We start from the raw sequence: 17,896 nt of genomic DNA on the forward strand, positions 1-17,896 counted from the left end.
AAACAGCCCGTCGCTCCCGGTTGCGCCCCGCGACAACGGCGCCCCGGGCGCGGCTACAGCCCGAGCTGTTCCCGCAGGACCGCGAAATCCAGATTGGCGTTAATCAACTGCGCGCCCTGGCGGATTTTGATCTCGTCGCGCAGTTTGTGGCGCATCAACAGCGTCTCCATCTTCTTGGCCACGGTGTAGGTGTCTTCGCGCACCACGATGATGGGAATTTCCAGCACCTCGGAGCGGGTCAGGATGATGTCGTTGGGATAGAGGTTGCCGGTGAGCACCAGACACGGGCTGTCGCCTTCCAGGGCCACGAGATGGACGTCGGAGCGGTCGCCGCCGACGATGATGGCGGAATTTTTCTGGCGGCGGAAATGGGTCATGAAGTTTTCCACCTGCATGGTGCCGATGAGAAAACTTTCCACGATGCGATCCGACTTGTGGTGGGCGCTTATGACCTTGCCGCCCAGCCGGTCGGCCAGATCCGATACCTTGATGGCTCCCATGAGGGGATCCTTGGGAATGACGCCCAGGACGCGGATGCCCCGGTCGCGCAAAAACGGCACGATGAGCTTGTTGGTCTCGTCCATGAAATTGGGGGCCACGTCGTTTAAGATGACGCCGGCCAGATGGTCGCCAAGCTGCTCCTTGAGCACGAGCAGATAGTCGTAGTTGAGTTCCTTGGAATAGCGGTCGATGACCAGCGCTTTGATACCCAGTTCGTGCACCACCCGCACGCCGTCGGCCTGGCAGTAGCGGCCGGTGTGCATGCCGCCGGAACCGCCCACGATGGTGACGTCTTTTCCGGCACTGACGGTGGCATAGGCGTCGCGGATGGAGGCCATGACGTCGCCGACCTGGTTGCGGAAGGCCCGGACCTGAAAATCATGGGTGGCAATGACCGGGGTCAGGGTCTGCGGTTCTTCGTTGGTGCGAAGGATTCGCTGGACATGGTAGGCGTCCTCATCCCACAGCCGGCCATCGATTTCCTTGGGCACGGCCCCTACGGGTTTTAAGTAGCCGACGCGGTAGCCTTCTTTTTGCAGGCGCAGCCCCAGGCCCATGACCACCATGTTCTTGCCCGAATATCCGGCCGTCGCTCCCACGTATAATCCAGCCATGGCACCCTCCTGCTGTGGCGGCCCCGGGGTCCGCATCGCACTTCGCCGGCCCTGATCGGGCACGGCCGCCTCGTCTCTGTAAAATGCCTTCCCCGGCCATGATAATCAAGACAATTGGCGGGACTGGGCGTAAAAACAGCTGCTAGCCGGTTCGGGTGGCTGGTTCGGGTTGGAATCGGGACCGGGAAAGGCTAAGGCGTAGGGACGCTGTCGCGCACGAGGCTTCCCGCCTCCCTTGCCGCCCGCACGACGCAACCCAGCTTACGGAGCCGCCCCATGCCCGCAGTATCCCCCCCCGCCGCCCAGGCCGTCGCCGGCGACACCATCGCCGCCGCCTTAGGCCACGCTTTTGCCGATCCCCGGCTGCTGGCCACGGCGCTGACCCACAGTTCTTTTGCCAACGAACGCGGTGAAAACGCAGGCCATAACGAACGCCTGGAATTTTTGGGCGACGCGGTTTTGGAGCTGTGCGTCTCAGCGGAACTTTTTTCCCGGTTCCCCGAAGCCCCGGAAGGCGAACTGACCTTGCTGCGTTCCCAACTCGTCAATGAGTCCAGCCTGGCGGAGATGGCCCGGCGGCTCCAGTTGGAAAGCCATGTGCTGCTGGGGCGGGGGGAGGAGAACCAGGGCGGCCGGTCGCGCTCGTCGCTTCTCAGCGACGTGTTCGAGGCGGTGGTCGGGGCGGTATTTCTCGACGGCGGCTACGGGGCCGCCCGGGAGTTTGTGGACCGGGTGTTTGACGGCCTGTGGCCGGCCAGACCCGCCGCGCCAAAGACCAAGGATTTTAAAAGCCGGTTGCAGGAATACACCCAGAAAACCCACAAGACCCGGCCGACCTATGCCCTGCTTGGCAGCGCCGGCCCGGAGCACGACAAACGGTTTGAGGTGCGCCTGACCCTGCCGTGTGGCCGGGAAGTCCTGGCTACGGAAAAAAGCGTGAAAAAAGCCGAGCAGATGGCGGCCCGGTTGGCCTTGCAGTCATTGGGCCAGGAAGCGTTTACCGATACCGACTAGCGGTGCGTTCTGGAAAGGCCGCCATGCTCTTTGCATGACAAAATCCTGTAATCATTGTTTTTTCTGAAAACACATCTGTTTTTTCACAACGCGACAGGCCGTAGCGCCCACCCAAATCACCTGCCGCTTTGTCTGCACCGGCGCGAGGCACCCTGGCGACAGCCCTGTACGCGGAGTCGCCCGGTGTCCTTCTCTGCGCCGTCGCGGGCTGCGGCGCGACCACCGCTGCGCTGGCGCGGCGGGGCGTGCGGTTCCCCGCGTCAAAATTCCGTCATGTCACGCGCCGCCGGCTTCGGACCAGGGAGGGATTGCAGTCCCGCGATCCACGCCTCCCTGGTCCTTTTCCATTGCGTACGCCTAACTATCAGGCTTAGCCGCTGATGAGCTGCATGGCCATCTTGGGCAGCGAGTTGGCCTGGGCCAGCATGGCTACGGCCGACTGGGTGAGAATCTGGTTGCGCACGAACTGGGTCATTTCCGTGGCCACATCGACGTCGGAAATCTGGGATTCGGCAGACTGCAGGTTTTCGGCCTGGATCTGCAGGTTGGAGATGGTGTTTTCCAGGCGGTTTTGCAACGCACCCAGGTTGGCCCGGATCTTATCCTTGGAGACAATGGCGGAGGTGATGGCGTCAAGCGCCTTCTGGGCCAGATCCTGCGTGGAGATACTCTTGCCGGCGGCACCATTGGCAGCGCCCAGGCCCACGCCGAAGGCCGAAGCCGTGGAGCAGCCGATCTGCAGATAGTAATAGTCCTCGGAACTGGCGTTGCCGGTACCGAAGTGGACCTTGAGCTTGCCCGAGGGTGTCAATCCGGAACCGTCGTGCGTGGCGCTGGAAAGGTTGCCGTTGAGCAAATAGATGCCGTTAAAGTCCGTGGCGCTGGCGATTCGGGTGATTTCCGAGGCCATGGCCTGGTATTCCGAGTCAATAATAAGACGCTGGTCCGACGTGTAGGTACCGGTGGCGGCCTGTTCGGCCAGTTCCTTCATGCGGATGAGCTTTTCATCGATGACGCCAAGAGCGCCGTCGGCCGTCTGAATGAGCGAAATGGCATCGTTGGCGTTGCGCACACCCTGGCTCAGGGTGGAAATATCCGAGCGCATCAGCTCGCGAATGGCCAATCCGGCCGCGTCGTCGGCGGCGGTGGTGATGCGAAGGCCCGAAGACAGACGCCGGGTGGATGTCGCCAGGGCTCCGTAGGAATTTGACAGATTCCGCGAAGCATTGGCAGCCATCATGTTATGATTGATAACCAGAGACATAGAAACCTCCTTGTTGCAACCAGACGATCCGTGTTGGTTTTGCCTTGTTAAAGCAGGAGGCGTTCCAAAATCAATTTATCAAGTAATCACGGTGTCTTAATAATATAATTTTTGTTCCTGGGAAAAAATATCCCCTGATGGAGCCAAGAAACTTACGCTGGGCCTGGCCAGACCCGCCCCAGCGCCGCCATGGGTCGTCCAGGCGGGCAAGCTTTGCCGGGCACACCACCAAAAAAGAAACCGCCCCCTGGCGGGGGCGGTTTCGCGGCCAAGGCAATGGCGCGCCTAACGCTTGAGCTGGATGACTTCCGAGAGCATGGAGTCAACGGTGGTGATGGTCTTGCTGTTGGCTTCAAAGCCGCGCTGGGTCAGGATCATGCTGACCATTTCCGTGGCCATGTCCACGTTGGAGGTTTCCAGCGTGTTGCCGGAGATGGAGCCGACAGAGCCGGTATTGGCCCGGTTGGTGGTGCCTTGCCCGGAATCCAGGGTGGCGGCGTACAGGTTGCTGCCCTGGCGGCTGAGGCCTTGCGTGTTGGTGAAGTTGGCCAGAGCCAGAGCCCACAGCTTCTGGGTCTGCCCGTTGGAGAACGTGCCGGTCAGGACGCCGTCGGAATCCACCGCGAGGCTGGTCAGCAATCCCGACGTGTAGCCGTTTTGCGAACTAAACACCGTGGAGGACGACGTGGCGTAGCTGGTGGTCACGGTGCTGTTGACCGTGGTCGTGGACGGATTAAAGGAGACAAGAGCCGTGGGGTCCGGGGTGACCAGATTCGCATTGGCGTCAGCCAGGGTCGAGCCACCGCTGCCAGCCACGAAACCGTCCTTATTGTTCAGGCCGATGTTTAAGGAAATGTTCAGTGCGCTTGCCGAGGTGGTGTAACTCGCATTGGAAACGGACTTGAAGTTGGCGGTGAAATTCGGGTAGCCGTTGGTCACCGTGGCCGCAGTCCAGTCAGCCTGGTTAAAGGCCCCGGGAGCGGAACCGCTGGCCAAGGTATAGGCGCTCATATTTTCGAGACTGCCCGAGGAATCGAAGGTCATGGTGCCGGTCATGAGCAGGCCGGCGGTGGCGGTACCGGCAAAAGCGGTTCCGGCAGTATCGACCCGACCGTCTTCGCTCGGATCGCAGGTGACGGTGTATTCCCAGTACGACTTGCCGTTGGCACTGGAAACCTTGTCGTAATACGTGGTCAGGGTATGGGGCGAGCCGTTCTCGTCGTAGACCTTCATGGTGGTCTGGTAGCCGTAGGCCGTGGTGGGCATGGACGGGCTGACGGAGCCGTCCCATTGCGCGGTCATGGCTGAATAATAGTTGCCGTTGGAGGCGGCGCGGGTACTCTGGCTGGTCGTATCCGAATCAAGCTGGGTAACCATGGTCACGGAGGAGGTGGCCTTGGCCGGACTCGTGAACTGGGTCAGCCGGATGTCCTGAATCTCGCCCGTCACCGGGGTCTGGCTGAGGACGGTGCCAGCAGACGTGGCCGAGTCGATACGGTCCTGGTCCACCTTCCAGCCCTGGACGGCCAGGCCCTGGGGGCTGACCAGATAGCCGTCGGAATCGAAGCTGAAGTTGCCGGCCCGGCTATAATAGGTCGTGGCGTTGCCGGTGTTGAGCATCTTGCCGTTGGAACCGACCTGGCTCTTCTGCTTGACCATGAAAAAGCCGTTGCCGTTAATGGCCATATCCAAATTGTTGCTGGTGGTCTCCAGGCCGCCCTGGGAGTAGTCTGAAACCACCGAGCCCACGCGGACACCGCGTCCGATCTGCTTGACGCCGGCGGCAGTGCCGATGTCCGCGCTCATGAGATCCATGAAATCGGTGCGCGCGCCCTTAAAGCCGACGGTGTTGACGTTGGCCAGATTGTTGCCGATGGTGCTCATCTTCGTCGAGTTCGCCAGAAGGCCCGACACTCCGGACCACATGGACGTTCCTAATCCAACTCCCATAACGACCTCCTCTCCCTTATGCTTCCCGCGCCCGGCTAGCTGCTGCTGTCGCTGTCGCTGCCGCTGGCGTTCGACGAATCGACTACGTTGGTGATGTCGGTGAAGGCCACATTGCGGCCGTTGCCGATATCGAGATAGTATGTTCCGTTGCTCTGCGTGATGCCGACGACCGTGCCGCTCATGGTAGCGCCCACTGTCATGACTTCGCCGTCGGCGTTGGTGGCGGTGACGGACACCTGGTACTGCCCGTCGTCCTGGACGTTGCCGTCGTAATCCTTGCCGTCCCAGGCGAATTCCACATCGCCGGCGGTGGTGGCCCCGAGGTCCACGGTGCGCACGATGCTGCCGGCGCTGTCCAGGACGTTGACCAGGCAGGTGGCGGCGTCTTCGGGCAGGCTGAAGGTCACGGCGGTGGCTTCACCCTCGCTCAGGCTGACGGCAGTACCGGTGGCTTCGATGGTCTTGCCGATGAAGTTGACCGCGCCGAGCAACTGCTGCTCCTGGCCGATGGAGGACAGCTTGTCTATGCCGGAATTGATTTCGGTGAGCTGCTCAAGGCTTGAGAACTGGGCCAACTCTGCTACGAATTCCTTGTCATCCATGGGGCTTAATGGATCCTGGTACTGCAACTGCGTCACGAGCAACTGCAGGAAGGCATCCATCCCCAGACCAGACGTGGTCGAACTGGAAGAAGCCGTGGAACTGGCGGTACTGGCCGCGGTGGAGGAAAGAAGACTGTCGACGTAACTCATGGCCTACTCCGTTCTCAGGCAAAAAGGTCCAGCCCGGCGGCGCGGGCGGTCATGGCCCCGGGGATGGCGGACAGGCTGTCGGCATCAAAGCCGACGGCTTCACGGGCCAGACGCGCCGAGGAGCGTACGCGCTCCAGGGCTTCGCGCTGTTCGCGGGCTTCGTTGTGGCGTTCGGGGCTGTCCCAGGCGGCGGTCTGGTTGTCTTGGGTCAGGCCGGTCTGGACGTCGAGCTTGCTGACCGTGAACCCCTGATCTTCCAACTGCTGCTTGATCTTCGCCGTCTGCTGCTGGAGTATGGCTGCCGCGTCGGCGTTGTCGGCGGTGATGACGGCGCGGACTTCCTTGTCCTTGACGGACAGCGTCACCTGAACCGGGCCGAGTTCGTCGGGGGTCAGATTGACGGTCAGTTGCTTGGCTTCCTGCGCGACACCCTTCAAAATACCGGTTTCAACCTGCTTGGCGACCCGGGCGGCCAGGGCGGGATCGATTGCCTTGGCCTGCTGGTTGGCCGTGGTGGTCTTCACGGCGTCCATGGCGGCCGTGGTCGCAGTGACATCGGCGGTCTGGCCCACCAGGGTTGTCCCGGTCTTGCCGCCGAAGCGGATCTTGCTCATAAACTCGGCCAGGGCGTCTTCCGGGTTTTCCTGACCGGCAAAGTTGTTGCCGGCGGTACCCTGCTGGCCGCCGAAGAAATTCTGGGTGTCGCGTCCGGCGGTGGCCGAGGCGACAGTTGCGGCGGCCTTGTCCGTGGCCGAGCGGGAGAGATCCGACTGGGCGGCCTGCTGCGTCGTGGTGGCCGTGCCGGTTTCACCGGCCAGGGCGGCCTGTTCGGCGGCCACCGGCCCGGCCTTGCCAGCCAGAGCGGCGGTCACGGCCGCAGGGCTTGCGGTCTGGGCAGTTTCTGCGGTCCTGCCATTGTGGACGGCCTGCCCGGTCTCGGCCGTGGCCAGCGTCGCCGCGTCGGCAACGCCCTGCCCGGCCTGGGGCACATCGGCCAGGGCGTCGAAACCGGAAGAAGTGTCGGCACCGCCCTGCTCGCTGCTCATGGCCACGATCTGGCCGGCTTTGCGGGCCACGTCGTCCTGGTGCAGATCGGAATTGCGCTTGCCGGCCTCGCGCTGCCAGGCATTGGCCAACACGCCGGACGAAGCTTGGCGGAATTCGGCCAGGGCCTGGTTTTCCTTGCCGATCTGGGCCGTCAATTCATTTTTGAGCAGTCCCATGGCAGTGACGATGCCCTGGCCGGACAGACCGGCTGCAGCGCCGGACTGGTTGAACAGGGCGGTCAGACGGGACTGGGCGTCGTCGGAAAGATTCATGGCCCGGCCCAGAGCGTTCAGTTCCGAGGCGGCCAGGCTGGCGCTGTCGTCGCCGGACAGCGTGTCCAGCTTGGTGTTGATGGCGGTCCAGACAGACTGGGTTTCACCCTTGGACAGGGCTTCAATCATCTGCTGGGACTGTTCCGTGGTGAAGCCGAGCTTGCCAAAAAGGCCAAGGAGCTGCGCCTGATCGTCATTGCTGACGGTCTTTTTTTCGGCCTTCTCCGTGGTGGCCACCTTCTTTTCGACCTTGCCCATCAGATCGCCCCAGGTCATGCTCTGTCCGTCGCCGGCTTCGTCTTCCAGGGCGCTGATTTCGTCGTCGCTAAAGCCCTGCTCCTTCAGATCGTCGCGCAGGGCGGCAATATCTTCCCGGGTCACGGGCAGGGCCTTGAGTTCCGCATCGCTGGGTTGGGCGGCGGCTTCGGCCACATCGACGCGGCTGGTGTCCTCGTTGGTCGTACCGTACGAGCTGGCCTTGGGTTGGTCGGCCGTGGAGGCGGCGGTGGTGCGGGCGCTGTCGAGGATGCTGGCGAACAGCGCGGATTGCCGGCTGCCCAGCCCGGCGCTGCCGATTGTGGCGGCATCGCTGGCGGCGCTTTGCGAACTGCGCTGGATCAGTGGAAGAATTTGCATACCGGGCCTCCTGCTGCCCCATTACTACAAGACCCGTTCCAAATAAAAAAAACGTGCCCTGGCAGAGCGTTGCCAGAGCACGTCACAGCGAAAGGGCAGTTTTTTCCGGTTGGTCAGCCCGCAAAAAGGGCGGCCGTGCGCTCCAGCAGCGCAAGGCTCACCAGGCGCGAGGCCCGATCCCCGTCGCTGTTTTGCAGCAGCCGCTCAAGATAGCCGGCCAGGGGGCGCACCCCCGGGGCAAACGCGGCGGCAAAGGAGGCGTCCGGCACCCGCCCCCGGCGCAGATCCCGGCCCAGGGCACCGCCCAGGCGGACCAGTCCCCGCCCCAGGGCAGCGTGCAAGGCCGGTTGGCCGGCGGCCAGGGCTGCTGCCGCCGACCGGGGAGCAGCCGCGTCCCACAGCCCGAAAATATGGCCGAAGACCGCCCGCCAGAACGCTCCCACCAATTCCCGGCCGTCCGGCCCGGGGCCGGCCTGGCCAGTCAGGGACAACGGCTCCAGCCGGCGCAAGCCATTCTCGTCCATGACCGTGCGCAACAGTTCAAAGCCCGGGATGCGCGCCCCGCCCAGGCGCGTATCCTCGCCCCGGGCCAGCCGGGCGGCCACATAGGCCACCCGGGCCGCATCAAGCCGGTCCCGGCAGACCACCGAGGACCGCAGGCAGGCCCAGCAGCCCCGGCAGGACAAACGCGGGCGCAACACAAAATGGCCGGGCTGGTAAGGGCCGGTCTCGTGGGCGCTCACCGGCCCGATGGACAGGTTGAGCACCCGCCAGCCGGTCCAGGCGGCCAGATGCATGGGGCCGGTGTCCGGGCTGACGAGCAAATCCATCTCCTGGCCGAGCAGGGCCAGTTCTTTCAGACCCAGCTTGCCGCACAGATTGGCCACAGGCACCCCGGACAGCCGGGCCGCCTCGTCCCCAAGGGCCGTCTCGCCCGGACCGCCCAGCAGCACCGGGGTCAGCCCCCGGCGCGCCAGTTCCCGAATGAGGTCTGCAAAAAAGGCCGGGGCCGGATGTTTGCCCGGCTGGCTGGCCCCGACAAAAAGGCCCACCGTGCGGCGCCCCGGCCCGCCCTGACGCGGCTCGGGCCACGTCGTTTTGGCAATCAGGCCGGCCGGCACGACATCCAAAGCGTTTAATTCCGCCCAGTGATACCGGCTGTGGCGGTTGAGGTGGACCACCGAGGCCCGGTAGAGCTGCCAGTCGCCGCGCACCCGGATGATGCCGCCGGCATCGGCCACCGGCCCCAGACGCGTCTCGGCCGGGATTTCCCCGGCCAGCCGGGCCGCCTCGGGCCGGATACCCAGATTGATGACCAGACTGTGTTCCCGGTTACCCAGGCGCTCCCGGGCCTGTTCCAGGGAAACGTAGTCGGCCCTGGGGCTGATCTGGGCCAGGGGACCGGCGAACCCGGCCTCGGCCACCACGGTCACCGGCCGGCCGGGGTGGCAGCGGGCAAGCCACAGCAGCAGCGGATAGGTCAGCAGCAAATCACCCATGCGCTGGGTCTGGATGACGGCAATGGGCCGGGTGTCGGCATCAGCCACGTCCGCCCTCCCCTGCTCCCTGCCCGGCCAGCCAGGCGTTGACCACGTCCATTTTGGCCGCATGGTCTGCCGCCAGGGCGGCGAAGGCCGTCTCGGCGGCAGCGGCAATGGCGGTGTCGTCGTATTTGCCATGCAGCTTTAATTGATTGGCAAAGCCCTGCCCGTAGCCCGCCCCGCCCGGGTTGCCGGCCGCACCCGTGGCCTTGGCGTGGACCACGGTCAGATGGCCGCAATAATACGGCGTCCGCCCGGCCAACAGCAGGCGCACATCGTGGTCGAGGTCGTCGTACTGGGTGGGCGAAAACCGGATATCAAAGCCGCCCAGCCCGGCCAGGACCGGACCGGCAAAAAGATGGCAGCAGCCCGTCACCGAGGCGCACGGGCGGGAAAGCGCAAACTGTCCCCAGTCCGGGGCGGCCAGCCAGGGGCGCGCCAGTTCAAAACCCCGGGCCAAGGCTCCCGGCTCCCGGGGCGTGGGGAGCAGATGGGCGTCGCCGGACTGGACGTAATGCGGGGCGCTTGCCCCCTGCACCCGGCAGCCCCAGACCCCGGCCCCGGGACAGGTTTCCACCGCCGCGCCAAACCGGCCCAGCCAGTCCGGCGCAACCAGGGCGTCATCATCTAAATAGGCCGCAAAAGCGCAGGCGCGCACCGCAGGCAAGGCGGCCAGCCAGTTGCGGGCGGCCGGCGCGCCGATATTGACCGGCAACCGCACCGTGGCCAGGCGCTCCCCGAACTGCCCGGCGGCAGCGGTAAGGACTGCGGCCACGTCGGTCCCCGGGCTGCCGTTGTCCAGGACCACCAGCCGCGCCTGGGGGGCCAGCCGCCAATCGGTTGCGGCCAGGGCATCCAAGGTGCGGGCCAGCAGGGCCGGGCTGTTGTAGCAATAGACCAGCACGGCAACAGACCCGGGCAGCGGCACGACCCGGCGATCCAGGCCGGATATAACGTCGGCGAACCGGGCCACAAGCAGGCTGTCCCAGGGTCGCAGCGCCCAGGCGGCGGCAAATTGCGCCAGCGCCTCGCGCCGCTCGCCCAGAGCCAGCCAAGCCTCGGCCAGCCGCAGCCGGGCCGCGCCAGTGGGCAAAATATCCAAGGCCAGCCGCAACCGGGCTTGCGCTTCCCCGGCCCGGCCGTCCAGCAAGGCCAGTTCGCCGGCCGCCATCTGGCCCGGGCCGGCCAGATCGCCCGAAAGTCCGGCAAAGACGGCCTCAATTTCGCGCGCGCTCTCCCCGGCCGGCAGCATGGGGGCCAGCGCCGCCAGCCGGGCCAGGACGCCGGTATCGCCCGGGGCCTTTTGCTGGCGCGCCAGCAGATAGGCGACCATCCGGGCGATATCGCGCCGGGCGGCCAGACGCTCGAAATACGGCTCCGGTTCGGCCGCACCGGCGCAGGCCGCCACGGCAGCGGCCAGACGGCCGGCCAAGGACGACGGTCCCAGACGCCGGGCGGCCAGACGCGCGGCAGCCGGGTCAAACGGCAGCTCCTCCCACACGGCCAGGGCCAGCCCGTCGGCCAGGGCCGCAGTGTGCCGCCCGCCAGCCAGGGCCGCATCCCGGGCCGGGATCAGGCCGGTCCCTGTGCCGCCCACGGCCAGCAGCCGGGCCAGGGCCTGGGGGACGGTGGAGGGCAAATCCGTCATAACGGCCCTTTCCCGCCAAAAGTAGCGCCCATGATGGCAAAAAGCTCGGTCATGCGGCGGGTATAGGTATGTTCGGCCAGCAGGCGGCGGTGCCCGGCGGCGGCCATGCGCTCCCGGGCGGCCGGATCGGCCAGATAGCGGCTGACAAGGTCGCCGATTTCCTCGGGATCGTTATACACCGCCACTTCCCGGCCCGGCTCAAAAAGCCGTTCCATCTGCCGCCGGGCGTCAGTCAAAAGAAAGGCCCGGCAGGCCGGCGCGTCAAAGACCCGCTGGTTGACCGCCCCTTTCATCTGCAGGCTGGTGGCGTTGAAATTGATCTCGGACAGCGGATAGAAATCAGGCAATTGGTCATAATAGGCCAGTTCCGGCAGATAGCGCCAGGCCGTCCCCTCGCCGGCAAAGGTCTCGCGCCAGCCCGGATCGCCGACCAGACTGGGGTGCCAGGGCAGGGTCCGGGACACGCACGCGGCCCGGTAGCGCCGGGTGGATTCCCAGATGACAGCCGTGGCATAGGCGAGCTGCCGTTCGATGCTGCCAAGCCCCTCGTAGGCCGGCAACAGTTCGGGCCGGGCCTCGGCCAGATGCTGGCGCACGGTGCGGCACCGGGACGCGCCAAAGGAATCAGCCAGGGCAGGGAAAGCCTCGGCCAAAACCGGCGGTGGCGCAGCAGCGGCCAGACGCAGGCCGGTTTTGCGCCACATGGAATTGCCGACAAAGGACACCCGGGCGCGCCAGGGATGGTCCGGGGCCAGCCGGGGGCGCGGGCAAAACCGCGTCTCGTCGGCGGCCAGGGGCAGATAGTGGACCTGGGGAAATCCGGCGGTGACAAGCGGGGCCACGCTGTCGGCGTCCCAGGTGAAAAGGACGGTGTCGCGCGTGGCAGCCGGGGCATAGAGCGGCAGGATCAATTCCGGGCTGTCCACAAACCACGAGGCCAGGGGCAGGCCCAGGGTGTCCAGAAGGGAGAGCAGCACGCCCTCGCGGTCCACGCCCATATGATTGATGGTAAGCACGAAATCCGGCCGAAACGCGGCCACGGTCTGGCGCACCAGGGCGATAAAGGCGTCGCGGTCCAGCTCGTCGCCGGTTTCCAGATAGTGGCACGGCGCACCCAGGCGGGCACACGCGGCCGTAACCTCGCCCAGGAGAAACAGTTTGTTGGTCAGGCACAGCACGCGCGGCAGAACGTTTTGGAAACGCGGCGCTTTGGCTGCCGGTTCCCCGGCCAGGGCCGCAGCCAGGGCGGCAAAATAGGCCGGATGCAGGCGCTTGTGCACGGGATGCTGGGAAATATGGAGGGTGGTGAAACCGTGGCTGCGGGCAAATTCCCGCACCTGCCGGGCCGCCAGGAGGGGGTCGGGCGCATCGATCCACAGCGCCGCGGCATCCTTGGCCAAGGCCGCCTCGGCTCCGGTTGCTGCAGCGATGGCCGGGTCGCGGTCCACAACCGCCACCGGGACGCCGGCCCGGCGACAGTGGGCCGCCGCCAGCCCCAGGCCGGCTCCGAGAAAAACCGGCAACGCGCCCGAGGCCAGGGCCGTTTCGGCCCGACGCCGGGCTGCGGCCTGGGCGTTGCGGCCGCAAAGGCTCCAGGTCTTGCCGCCAACGGTCAGACGCACATCAACGACGCGCCCCTGCGTAACCACGGGCACGGCCGCACTGACCGGCGCAGCCGCTTCCGTTTCGACGCTAGCCACACACTCCGGCCAGGGCCGCCTGATCGGGCAGCACCGTAAAAAAACCAATAAGCTGCACAAGCCCCAGGGTCTTTTCCACGGCCGGGCTTAACTGGTAGAGATAAAAAGCTTTGCCGGCGCTTTTCATGCGCGTGTTCACGGAGACCAACAAGCCGATGCCCGAAGAATCCATAAACGGCACGGCCGACAGATCGATGACCACCACCGCCACATCGCCTTCGCCGAGTTCCCTGTCCAGGCGGCGTTTGAGGTCGCCCGTCATCTCGAGGGTGATCTCACCGGCGTACTTGAGCAGCAACGCCCCGCCCTCACGCCGAATCGTTAGGTTTTCCACTGCGCCGCCCCTATATCTTTATGAATGAAGACCACGTTTTCCCCGTCCCGGCGCTGCACCCGGCAGTCGCTGGCGAGCATGCGCATGATGTACATGCCCCGGCCGCCCTCGGCGTCCGGCCCTGGATTCTCAAACCGCACCCCGGAGCCAAAGCCCTGGCCCCAGTCCACGATCTCCAATTCGATCCACGCGCCAGGGGTGACGGCAAGCCGCACTTCCAGCGGCCCGGGCTCGCCGCCGTAGGCATGGCGGCAGACGTTGGCGCAGGCCTCAGTCAAAATGATGTCCAGATCGTGCAGGATGTCGCCGTCAGCGACATGCCCGGCCAGATAGTCCACCACTTCTTTGGCCAGCCGCCGACTGTCCCCTGGATGGGAAATAGTCCGAAAGACCTTGCGGGTCACCGCACGCTCCATGTCCTTTTACTCCGGGGCTGCCCCGACGCCGTTCGCCGCGCCTTGCCCCGCTTAGGGTTTGCGCCGAAACGCCGGGCCGCGTCAAGTGGCCGTTTCAAAATCCCCTGACCGCTTTCCCACACGCCACGAGAGGCGCTTTAAGCCGGGTATTCGGCCGGGTCGATGCGGTGCTTCTGAATTTTGTTCCAGAGATTTTTGGGGCTCACCCCCAGGCTGCGGGCCGCGTCTTTCTGGACGCCGCCAGCCTTTTGAAGCGCCGCCAGGATCATATTGCGCTCCATATCCTGGAGGGTGTCGCGCAGGTTGCCGGCCACCGCCTCCGGCAGGCACACCCCGGCCTCGGCCGGCTGTTGCCGCACCGGGGCGTCCAGGGCGCGGCTGATCTCCTGGGCTGTGAGCACCTCGCCGGAACTCATGATGGCGGCGCGTTCCAGCAGATTGGCCAGTTGGCGGACGTTGCCCGGCCAGTCGTAGGCAAACAGGAGCTGCATGCCCTCCCGGGAAACCCCGCGCAGATTGACGCCAACGCGAGGGCCGATGCGTTCCAGAAAGTGGCCGACGAGGAGCGGCAGATCGTCCTTGCGCTCACGCAGGGGCGGCAGGGGGATGGCGGCCACACTTAAGCGGTAATAGAGGTCAGCCCGAAAGGTCTTGGCCGCAGCCATGGTCTGCAAGTCCTGGTTGGTGGCGGCGATGATGCGGATATCGATGTCGATGGGTTTGACCCCGCCCACGCGCTCGATCTGCTTCTGTTCCACGGCCCGCAGGAGCTTTGGCTGGAGAAACAGCGGCATATCGCCGATTTCGTCGAGCATGATGGTGCCTTTGTTGGCCAGCTCGAACTTACCCTTTTTCTGGGCCGCAGCCCCGGTAAACGCGCCTTTTTCGTGGCCAAAAAGCTCTGATTCCAAAAGATTTTCAGGAATGGCGGCGCAGTTGACCTTGATAAAGGGCATATCCGCCCGTTTGCTTTGCGCCTGGATGGCGTCGGCCACCACTTCCTTGCCGCAGCCGGACTCGCCGGTGATGAGCACGGTGGAATCCAGCGGGGCCACCCGGCGCACCATGTCCACCACCGCGCGCATGGCCAGGGACTGGCCGACGATGATCGGCCCCTTGCCCGAAGCCATGGCGGATTTGAGGCGACGCAGTTCGCCCAGCAGTTCCTGGCGTTCCAGGGCGCGTCGGATGACCACTTCCATTTCGGCCAGGGAAAAGGGCTTGGAAAAAAAGTCGTAGGCCCCGAGTTTGACGGCTTCCAGGGCTTTTTCCCGGGCCGAGTAGCCGGACATGACGATGACCTCGCTGCCCGGGACCGCTTCCTTTATTTTGGAAAGCCCCTCGATGCCGTCCATGCCCGGCAGCATGACGTCGGTGAGCACCAGATCAAAGGCCTCGGCCTTGGCCCTGGCCACGCCCTCCTCGGCCGAACCGACGCCGACCGGGTCGAAATGCCAGGAGAGCAGCGCCTCGCACAACATCTCCCGAAAGGCGGCATCATCGTCTATGACCAGGATTCGGGCGGCCATCAGCGCTCCGTCAGGGCTTTCGTGGACCGCATCATGGCGGCCCCTGGTGATCCGGGAAAAAACTCCGCATGGTTTCCGCCAGCCTGTCTTCCATAACCGGCACCAGGGCCGCCAGGCTGTCACCGGTCAGGCCCAAGGCCTGCCAGGCGTCGTCGTCAAGGGCCGGGGTGCGGCGATTGCCGCTGCCGCCCCAGGCCATGGCCGTGGCCACGACATCGGCCAGATGAATCACGGCCGCCTCATCGGTATAGATCGGATCGCCGGGGTCGTGGTGGCAGCGCACCATTTTTTCCAGATTGACCGGGAACTGCCATTTCTGAAGCAGATGCCCGGCCAGGACGGCGTGGTCAAAGCCCATGACGGCCCGTTCGGCCAGATACAGGGGTTCGGTCTCGGCCTCGGCCCGGCGCATGGCCGCCCCGATATGCGGGGTTGCCTGCTTGAAAACGAGAATGCGGCCGAAGTCGTGCAACAGACCGGCCACAAAGGCGGTTTCGGGATTGGCCTTGCCCGTGGCGGCGGCAATGGCCTGGGCGGCCACGGCGCAGCCCACGCTGTGTTCCCAGAAAAGATGCATGTTGACCCATTTGGGCGGGATGTCCTGAAAAAGCGGCAGGACCGAGACGCCAAGGGCCAGGGTGGACAACTGGCGGGCCCCGACCACCAGGACGGCCCGGGACAGGCTGTCGACCTTGGCCGGAAACCGGCCTTTCATGGCCCGCATGGTCCGGCCGTAGTAGGAACTGTTGACCAGCCGCAGGAGCTTGGCCGCCAGCGACGGGTCGTGCTTGATGCTGTCGGCCGCGTCATCGACGGTGCTGGTCGGGTCGCGCAGCACTTCGTTGATGCGCAGATAGACTTCCGGCGGGCTGACGAGTTTGGGTTCGTCGCGAAGGAGGGATTCAAGCGTCAGGGGGGGGACGACGGCGGGCGCTTCGCCGGGGGGGGCGGACCGGTCTTCCCAGGGCTCCTCGGCCCCGGCGTCGCCGGCGGCGGTGCGCTTTCGCACCTCACGGTCCAAGGCCAGCCGGGTCAGTGCGGCCCAGGCCGGACTGTCCGGCTTAAAACAGGCGAAACGCGCCCGAACCGACGCGGTGGCAAGCTCCAGGACGTTCGTTCCAACCGTGCCAGCCGGGCCGGCTGTGGCCGCCACCGGCGGTTCCAGCTCGGCCGGCCCGGGTGCCGTCTCGCCCAGGACCACCACGGCGTCGAGGTTCCAGGCGGTGAGCGACTTCAGATGCCCGGTGTCGAGGACCGTGCCCCGGGGCATGAGAAAACGCCCGCCCGGGGTTCGTACGTCCTCGGCCAGGACCATGCCTGAAAAAAGCTCGGAAATAGTGCGTCTGACCATGGCCGCCCGTCTATCCATTTTGCACGTACTACGCCAGTGATTGCGTGATCATACGGGTTTGCGCCAAGCTGTCAAGAAAGCCCGGGCTCGCCCGACGCCGGCTCCCCGAAGCGATCGGCGATCTCGATGATCAGTCTGGACGGCCGCCCCGGCTCGGCCGGTTTGTGGCGAACGGCCCCGCCGTTCTCATTGAGAAAGTTGATTCCGGCCGCCACGGCGGCCTCGCCAATTTCCGGCAGGCCGACGCCTTCCAGCACCAGGACGGCCCGGCCGCCCGAGGCCTTCTCCAGCCGCACCGTCACCGAAGCCGTGGCCGCATCCAGGGCCTGGCGCAAAAGAGCCGCCAACCCGGCCAGAAAAGGCTGTTTGCGCGTGCGGATGCGCACGTTTTCGGCCAGATCGCGCACGACCGGATCGCTGCCGGCAGACCGGGGCATGCGGTCAAGGATGGCCGCCACTTCCTCGTTAAGGCGCACCTCCTGCAAATAGGGCCGGGTCTTGACCCGGCGTTCAAATTCGCCCCGATGCCGTTCCAGGGCTGCCGTCATCTGCTCCTTGACCTCGGCCAAGGCTTCCACCCCGGCCACAAGGCGCGGCATGGCCCGGACCAGGACGGTTTCTTCGAGGATGGCGGCAGTGGCCAAGGCTTTGGCGCTGTCGCTGCTGCGGATGTCCTGGGCAAGCGTTGCAAACGCTGCGGCCAGCCGCGGCGCGGCGGCCAAGGCCCGGGACAGGCGCAACAGTTCCAGATCCAGGGCTGACAGGCTGTTGCCGACCGCGTGCAGATACGCCCCGGCCGCCTCCAGGCGGCCGGCGGCAAAGGCGGCTTCAGCCTCTGACGCGGCCAGCCGTTCCCGCAACCGGGCTTCGCGCAAGGCCCGGGTGCGCAGGCGCAGGATATCGGTGCGCCGGGCCATGCGCCGGGCCAGGGCGGCGTGGGCCACCAGCAAAGCGGCCTCGGCCACGCGCCGACGCCGGGCATCGCGCGCAGCAAGCAAGGCCAGTCCCAGGCCGCCGACGCTGGCCAGCCCCAGCACCAGACGCATCCGCAACACCCGGGCCGCAATCGACGGCGTGGCCGCGACCTGCGTGTGCAGCAGTTGTTCGTAGTCGAGGAACACGTACCAGCCAAGGACGATGCAGATGGCCACGGCCAGGGGCAGGATCAGATCGATTTCCCGCAGTCCCTGCCGGGGCGCGGGACCGGGATCAGACGTTTGGGGAGGCGGATCGGGCGCAGTCGGCATAACTCCCTCCTGGCCTGGCCCGGGGGTGGCCGGCTTGCGCCGGGCACCCCCGGGCCGGTCACAAGCGACGCCCGGACCGG

At 65.6% G+C, this 17,896-nt stretch carries 14 protein-coding genes; 1 reads left to right on the top strand and 13 read right to left on the bottom strand.

Annotation, left to right across the window (positions count from 1 at the left end; genetic code table 11):
- Nucleotides 1–53: 53 nt before the first annotated feature.
- Nucleotides 54–1,115, bottom strand: coding sequence for a phosphotransacetylase family protein (locus GTA51_RS13325; protein WP_160961819.1), 1,062 nt, complete (start codon nt 1,113–1,115; stop codon nt 54–56).
- A gap of 276 nt (nt 1,116–1,391) precedes the next feature.
- On the opposite strand from GTA51_RS13325, the gene rnc reads away from it, so the two are divergent.
- Nucleotides 1,392–2,129 (top strand): ribonuclease III, encoded by a 738-nt coding sequence (gene rnc / locus GTA51_RS13330; RefSeq protein ID WP_160961820.1) that lies wholly within the window; start codon nt 1,392–1,394, stop codon nt 2,127–2,129.
- Between the two features lie 370 nt (nt 2,130–2,499).
- On the opposite strand, the gene GTA51_RS13335 is transcribed toward rnc, so the two are convergent.
- The 12 genes from GTA51_RS13335 to GTA51_RS13390 form a co-directional block, all read right to left on the bottom strand.
- Nucleotides 2,500–3,393 carry a flagellin N-terminal helical domain-containing protein gene (locus tag GTA51_RS13335; RefSeq protein WP_160961822.1) on the bottom strand — a complete coding sequence of 298 codons (894 nt, stop codon included), beginning with the start codon at nt 3,391–3,393 and terminating at the stop codon, nt 2,500–2,502.
- Nucleotides 3,394–3,678: 285 nt separating this feature from the next.
- Nucleotides 3,679–5,343: a flagellar hook protein FlgE gene (locus tag GTA51_RS13340; RefSeq protein ID WP_160961824.1), complete on the bottom strand. Its 1,665-nt coding sequence runs from the start codon at nt 5,341–5,343 to the stop codon at nt 3,679–3,681.
- 35 nt (nt 5,344–5,378) lie between these two features.
- On the bottom strand, nt 5,379–6,095 hold the full coding sequence (locus GTA51_RS13345) for a flagellar hook assembly protein FlgD (protein WP_160961826.1): 717 nt from the start codon (nt 6,093–6,095) through the stop codon (nt 5,379–5,381).
- 14 nt (nt 6,096–6,109) lie between these two features.
- Nucleotides 6,110–8,050: a flagellar hook-length control protein FliK gene (locus GTA51_RS13350; protein WP_160961828.1), complete on the bottom strand. Its 1,941-nt coding sequence runs from the start codon at nt 8,048–8,050 to the stop codon at nt 6,110–6,112.
- 113 nt (nt 8,051–8,163) lie between these two features.
- On the bottom strand, nt 8,164–9,597 hold the full coding sequence (locus tag GTA51_RS13355) for a glycosyltransferase family 9 protein (RefSeq protein ID WP_343039515.1): 1,434 nt from the start codon (nt 9,595–9,597) through the stop codon (nt 8,164–8,166).
- Nucleotides 9,590–11,239 carry a glycosyltransferase family 2 protein gene (locus tag GTA51_RS13360; protein ID WP_160961832.1) on the bottom strand — a complete coding sequence of 550 codons (1,650 nt, stop codon included), beginning with the start codon at nt 11,237–11,239 and terminating at the stop codon, nt 9,590–9,592. Before GTA51_RS13360 ends, GTA51_RS13355 begins: the two co-directional genes overlap by 8 nt.
- Nucleotides 11,236–12,939 carry a CgeB family protein gene (locus GTA51_RS21405; protein WP_343039516.1) on the bottom strand — a complete coding sequence of 568 codons (1,704 nt, stop codon included), beginning with the start codon at nt 12,937–12,939 and terminating at the stop codon, nt 11,236–11,238. Before GTA51_RS21405 ends, GTA51_RS13360 begins: the two co-directional genes overlap by 4 nt.
- Nucleotides 12,932–13,273: an anti-sigma factor antagonist gene (locus GTA51_RS13370; protein WP_160961834.1), complete on the bottom strand. Its 342-nt coding sequence runs from the start codon at nt 13,271–13,273 to the stop codon at nt 12,932–12,934. The genes GTA51_RS21405 and GTA51_RS13370 overlap by 8 nt, the downstream gene beginning before the upstream one ends.
- Entirely contained in the window at nt 13,261–13,689 is a 429-nt protein-coding gene (locus tag GTA51_RS13375; protein WP_160961836.1) for an ATP-binding protein, read from the bottom strand. The genes GTA51_RS13370 and GTA51_RS13375 overlap by 13 nt, the downstream gene beginning before the upstream one ends.
- 137 nt (nt 13,690–13,826) lie before the next feature.
- Nucleotides 13,827–15,218, bottom strand: a complete 1,392-nt coding sequence (locus tag GTA51_RS13380; protein ID WP_160961838.1) for a sigma-54-dependent transcriptional regulator — start codon at nt 15,216–15,218, stop codon at nt 13,827–13,829.
- Nucleotides 15,219–15,249: 31 nt separating this feature from the next.
- On the bottom strand, nt 15,250–16,569 hold the full coding sequence (locus tag GTA51_RS13385) for an HDOD domain-containing protein (RefSeq protein ID WP_160961840.1): 1,320 nt from the start codon (nt 16,567–16,569) through the stop codon (nt 15,250–15,252).
- Nucleotides 16,570–16,640: 71 nt separating this feature from the next.
- Entirely contained in the window at nt 16,641–17,816 is a 1,176-nt protein-coding gene (locus GTA51_RS13390) for a hypothetical protein (RefSeq protein ID WP_160961842.1), read from the bottom strand.
- Nucleotides 17,817–17,896: the final 80 nt, after the last annotated feature.

Origin of the sequence: Solidesulfovibrio aerotolerans, from assembly GCF_009856865.1 — a bacterium.
Lineage (GTDB): Bacteria > Desulfobacterota > Desulfovibrionia > Desulfovibrionales > Desulfovibrionaceae > Solidesulfovibrio > Solidesulfovibrio aerotolerans.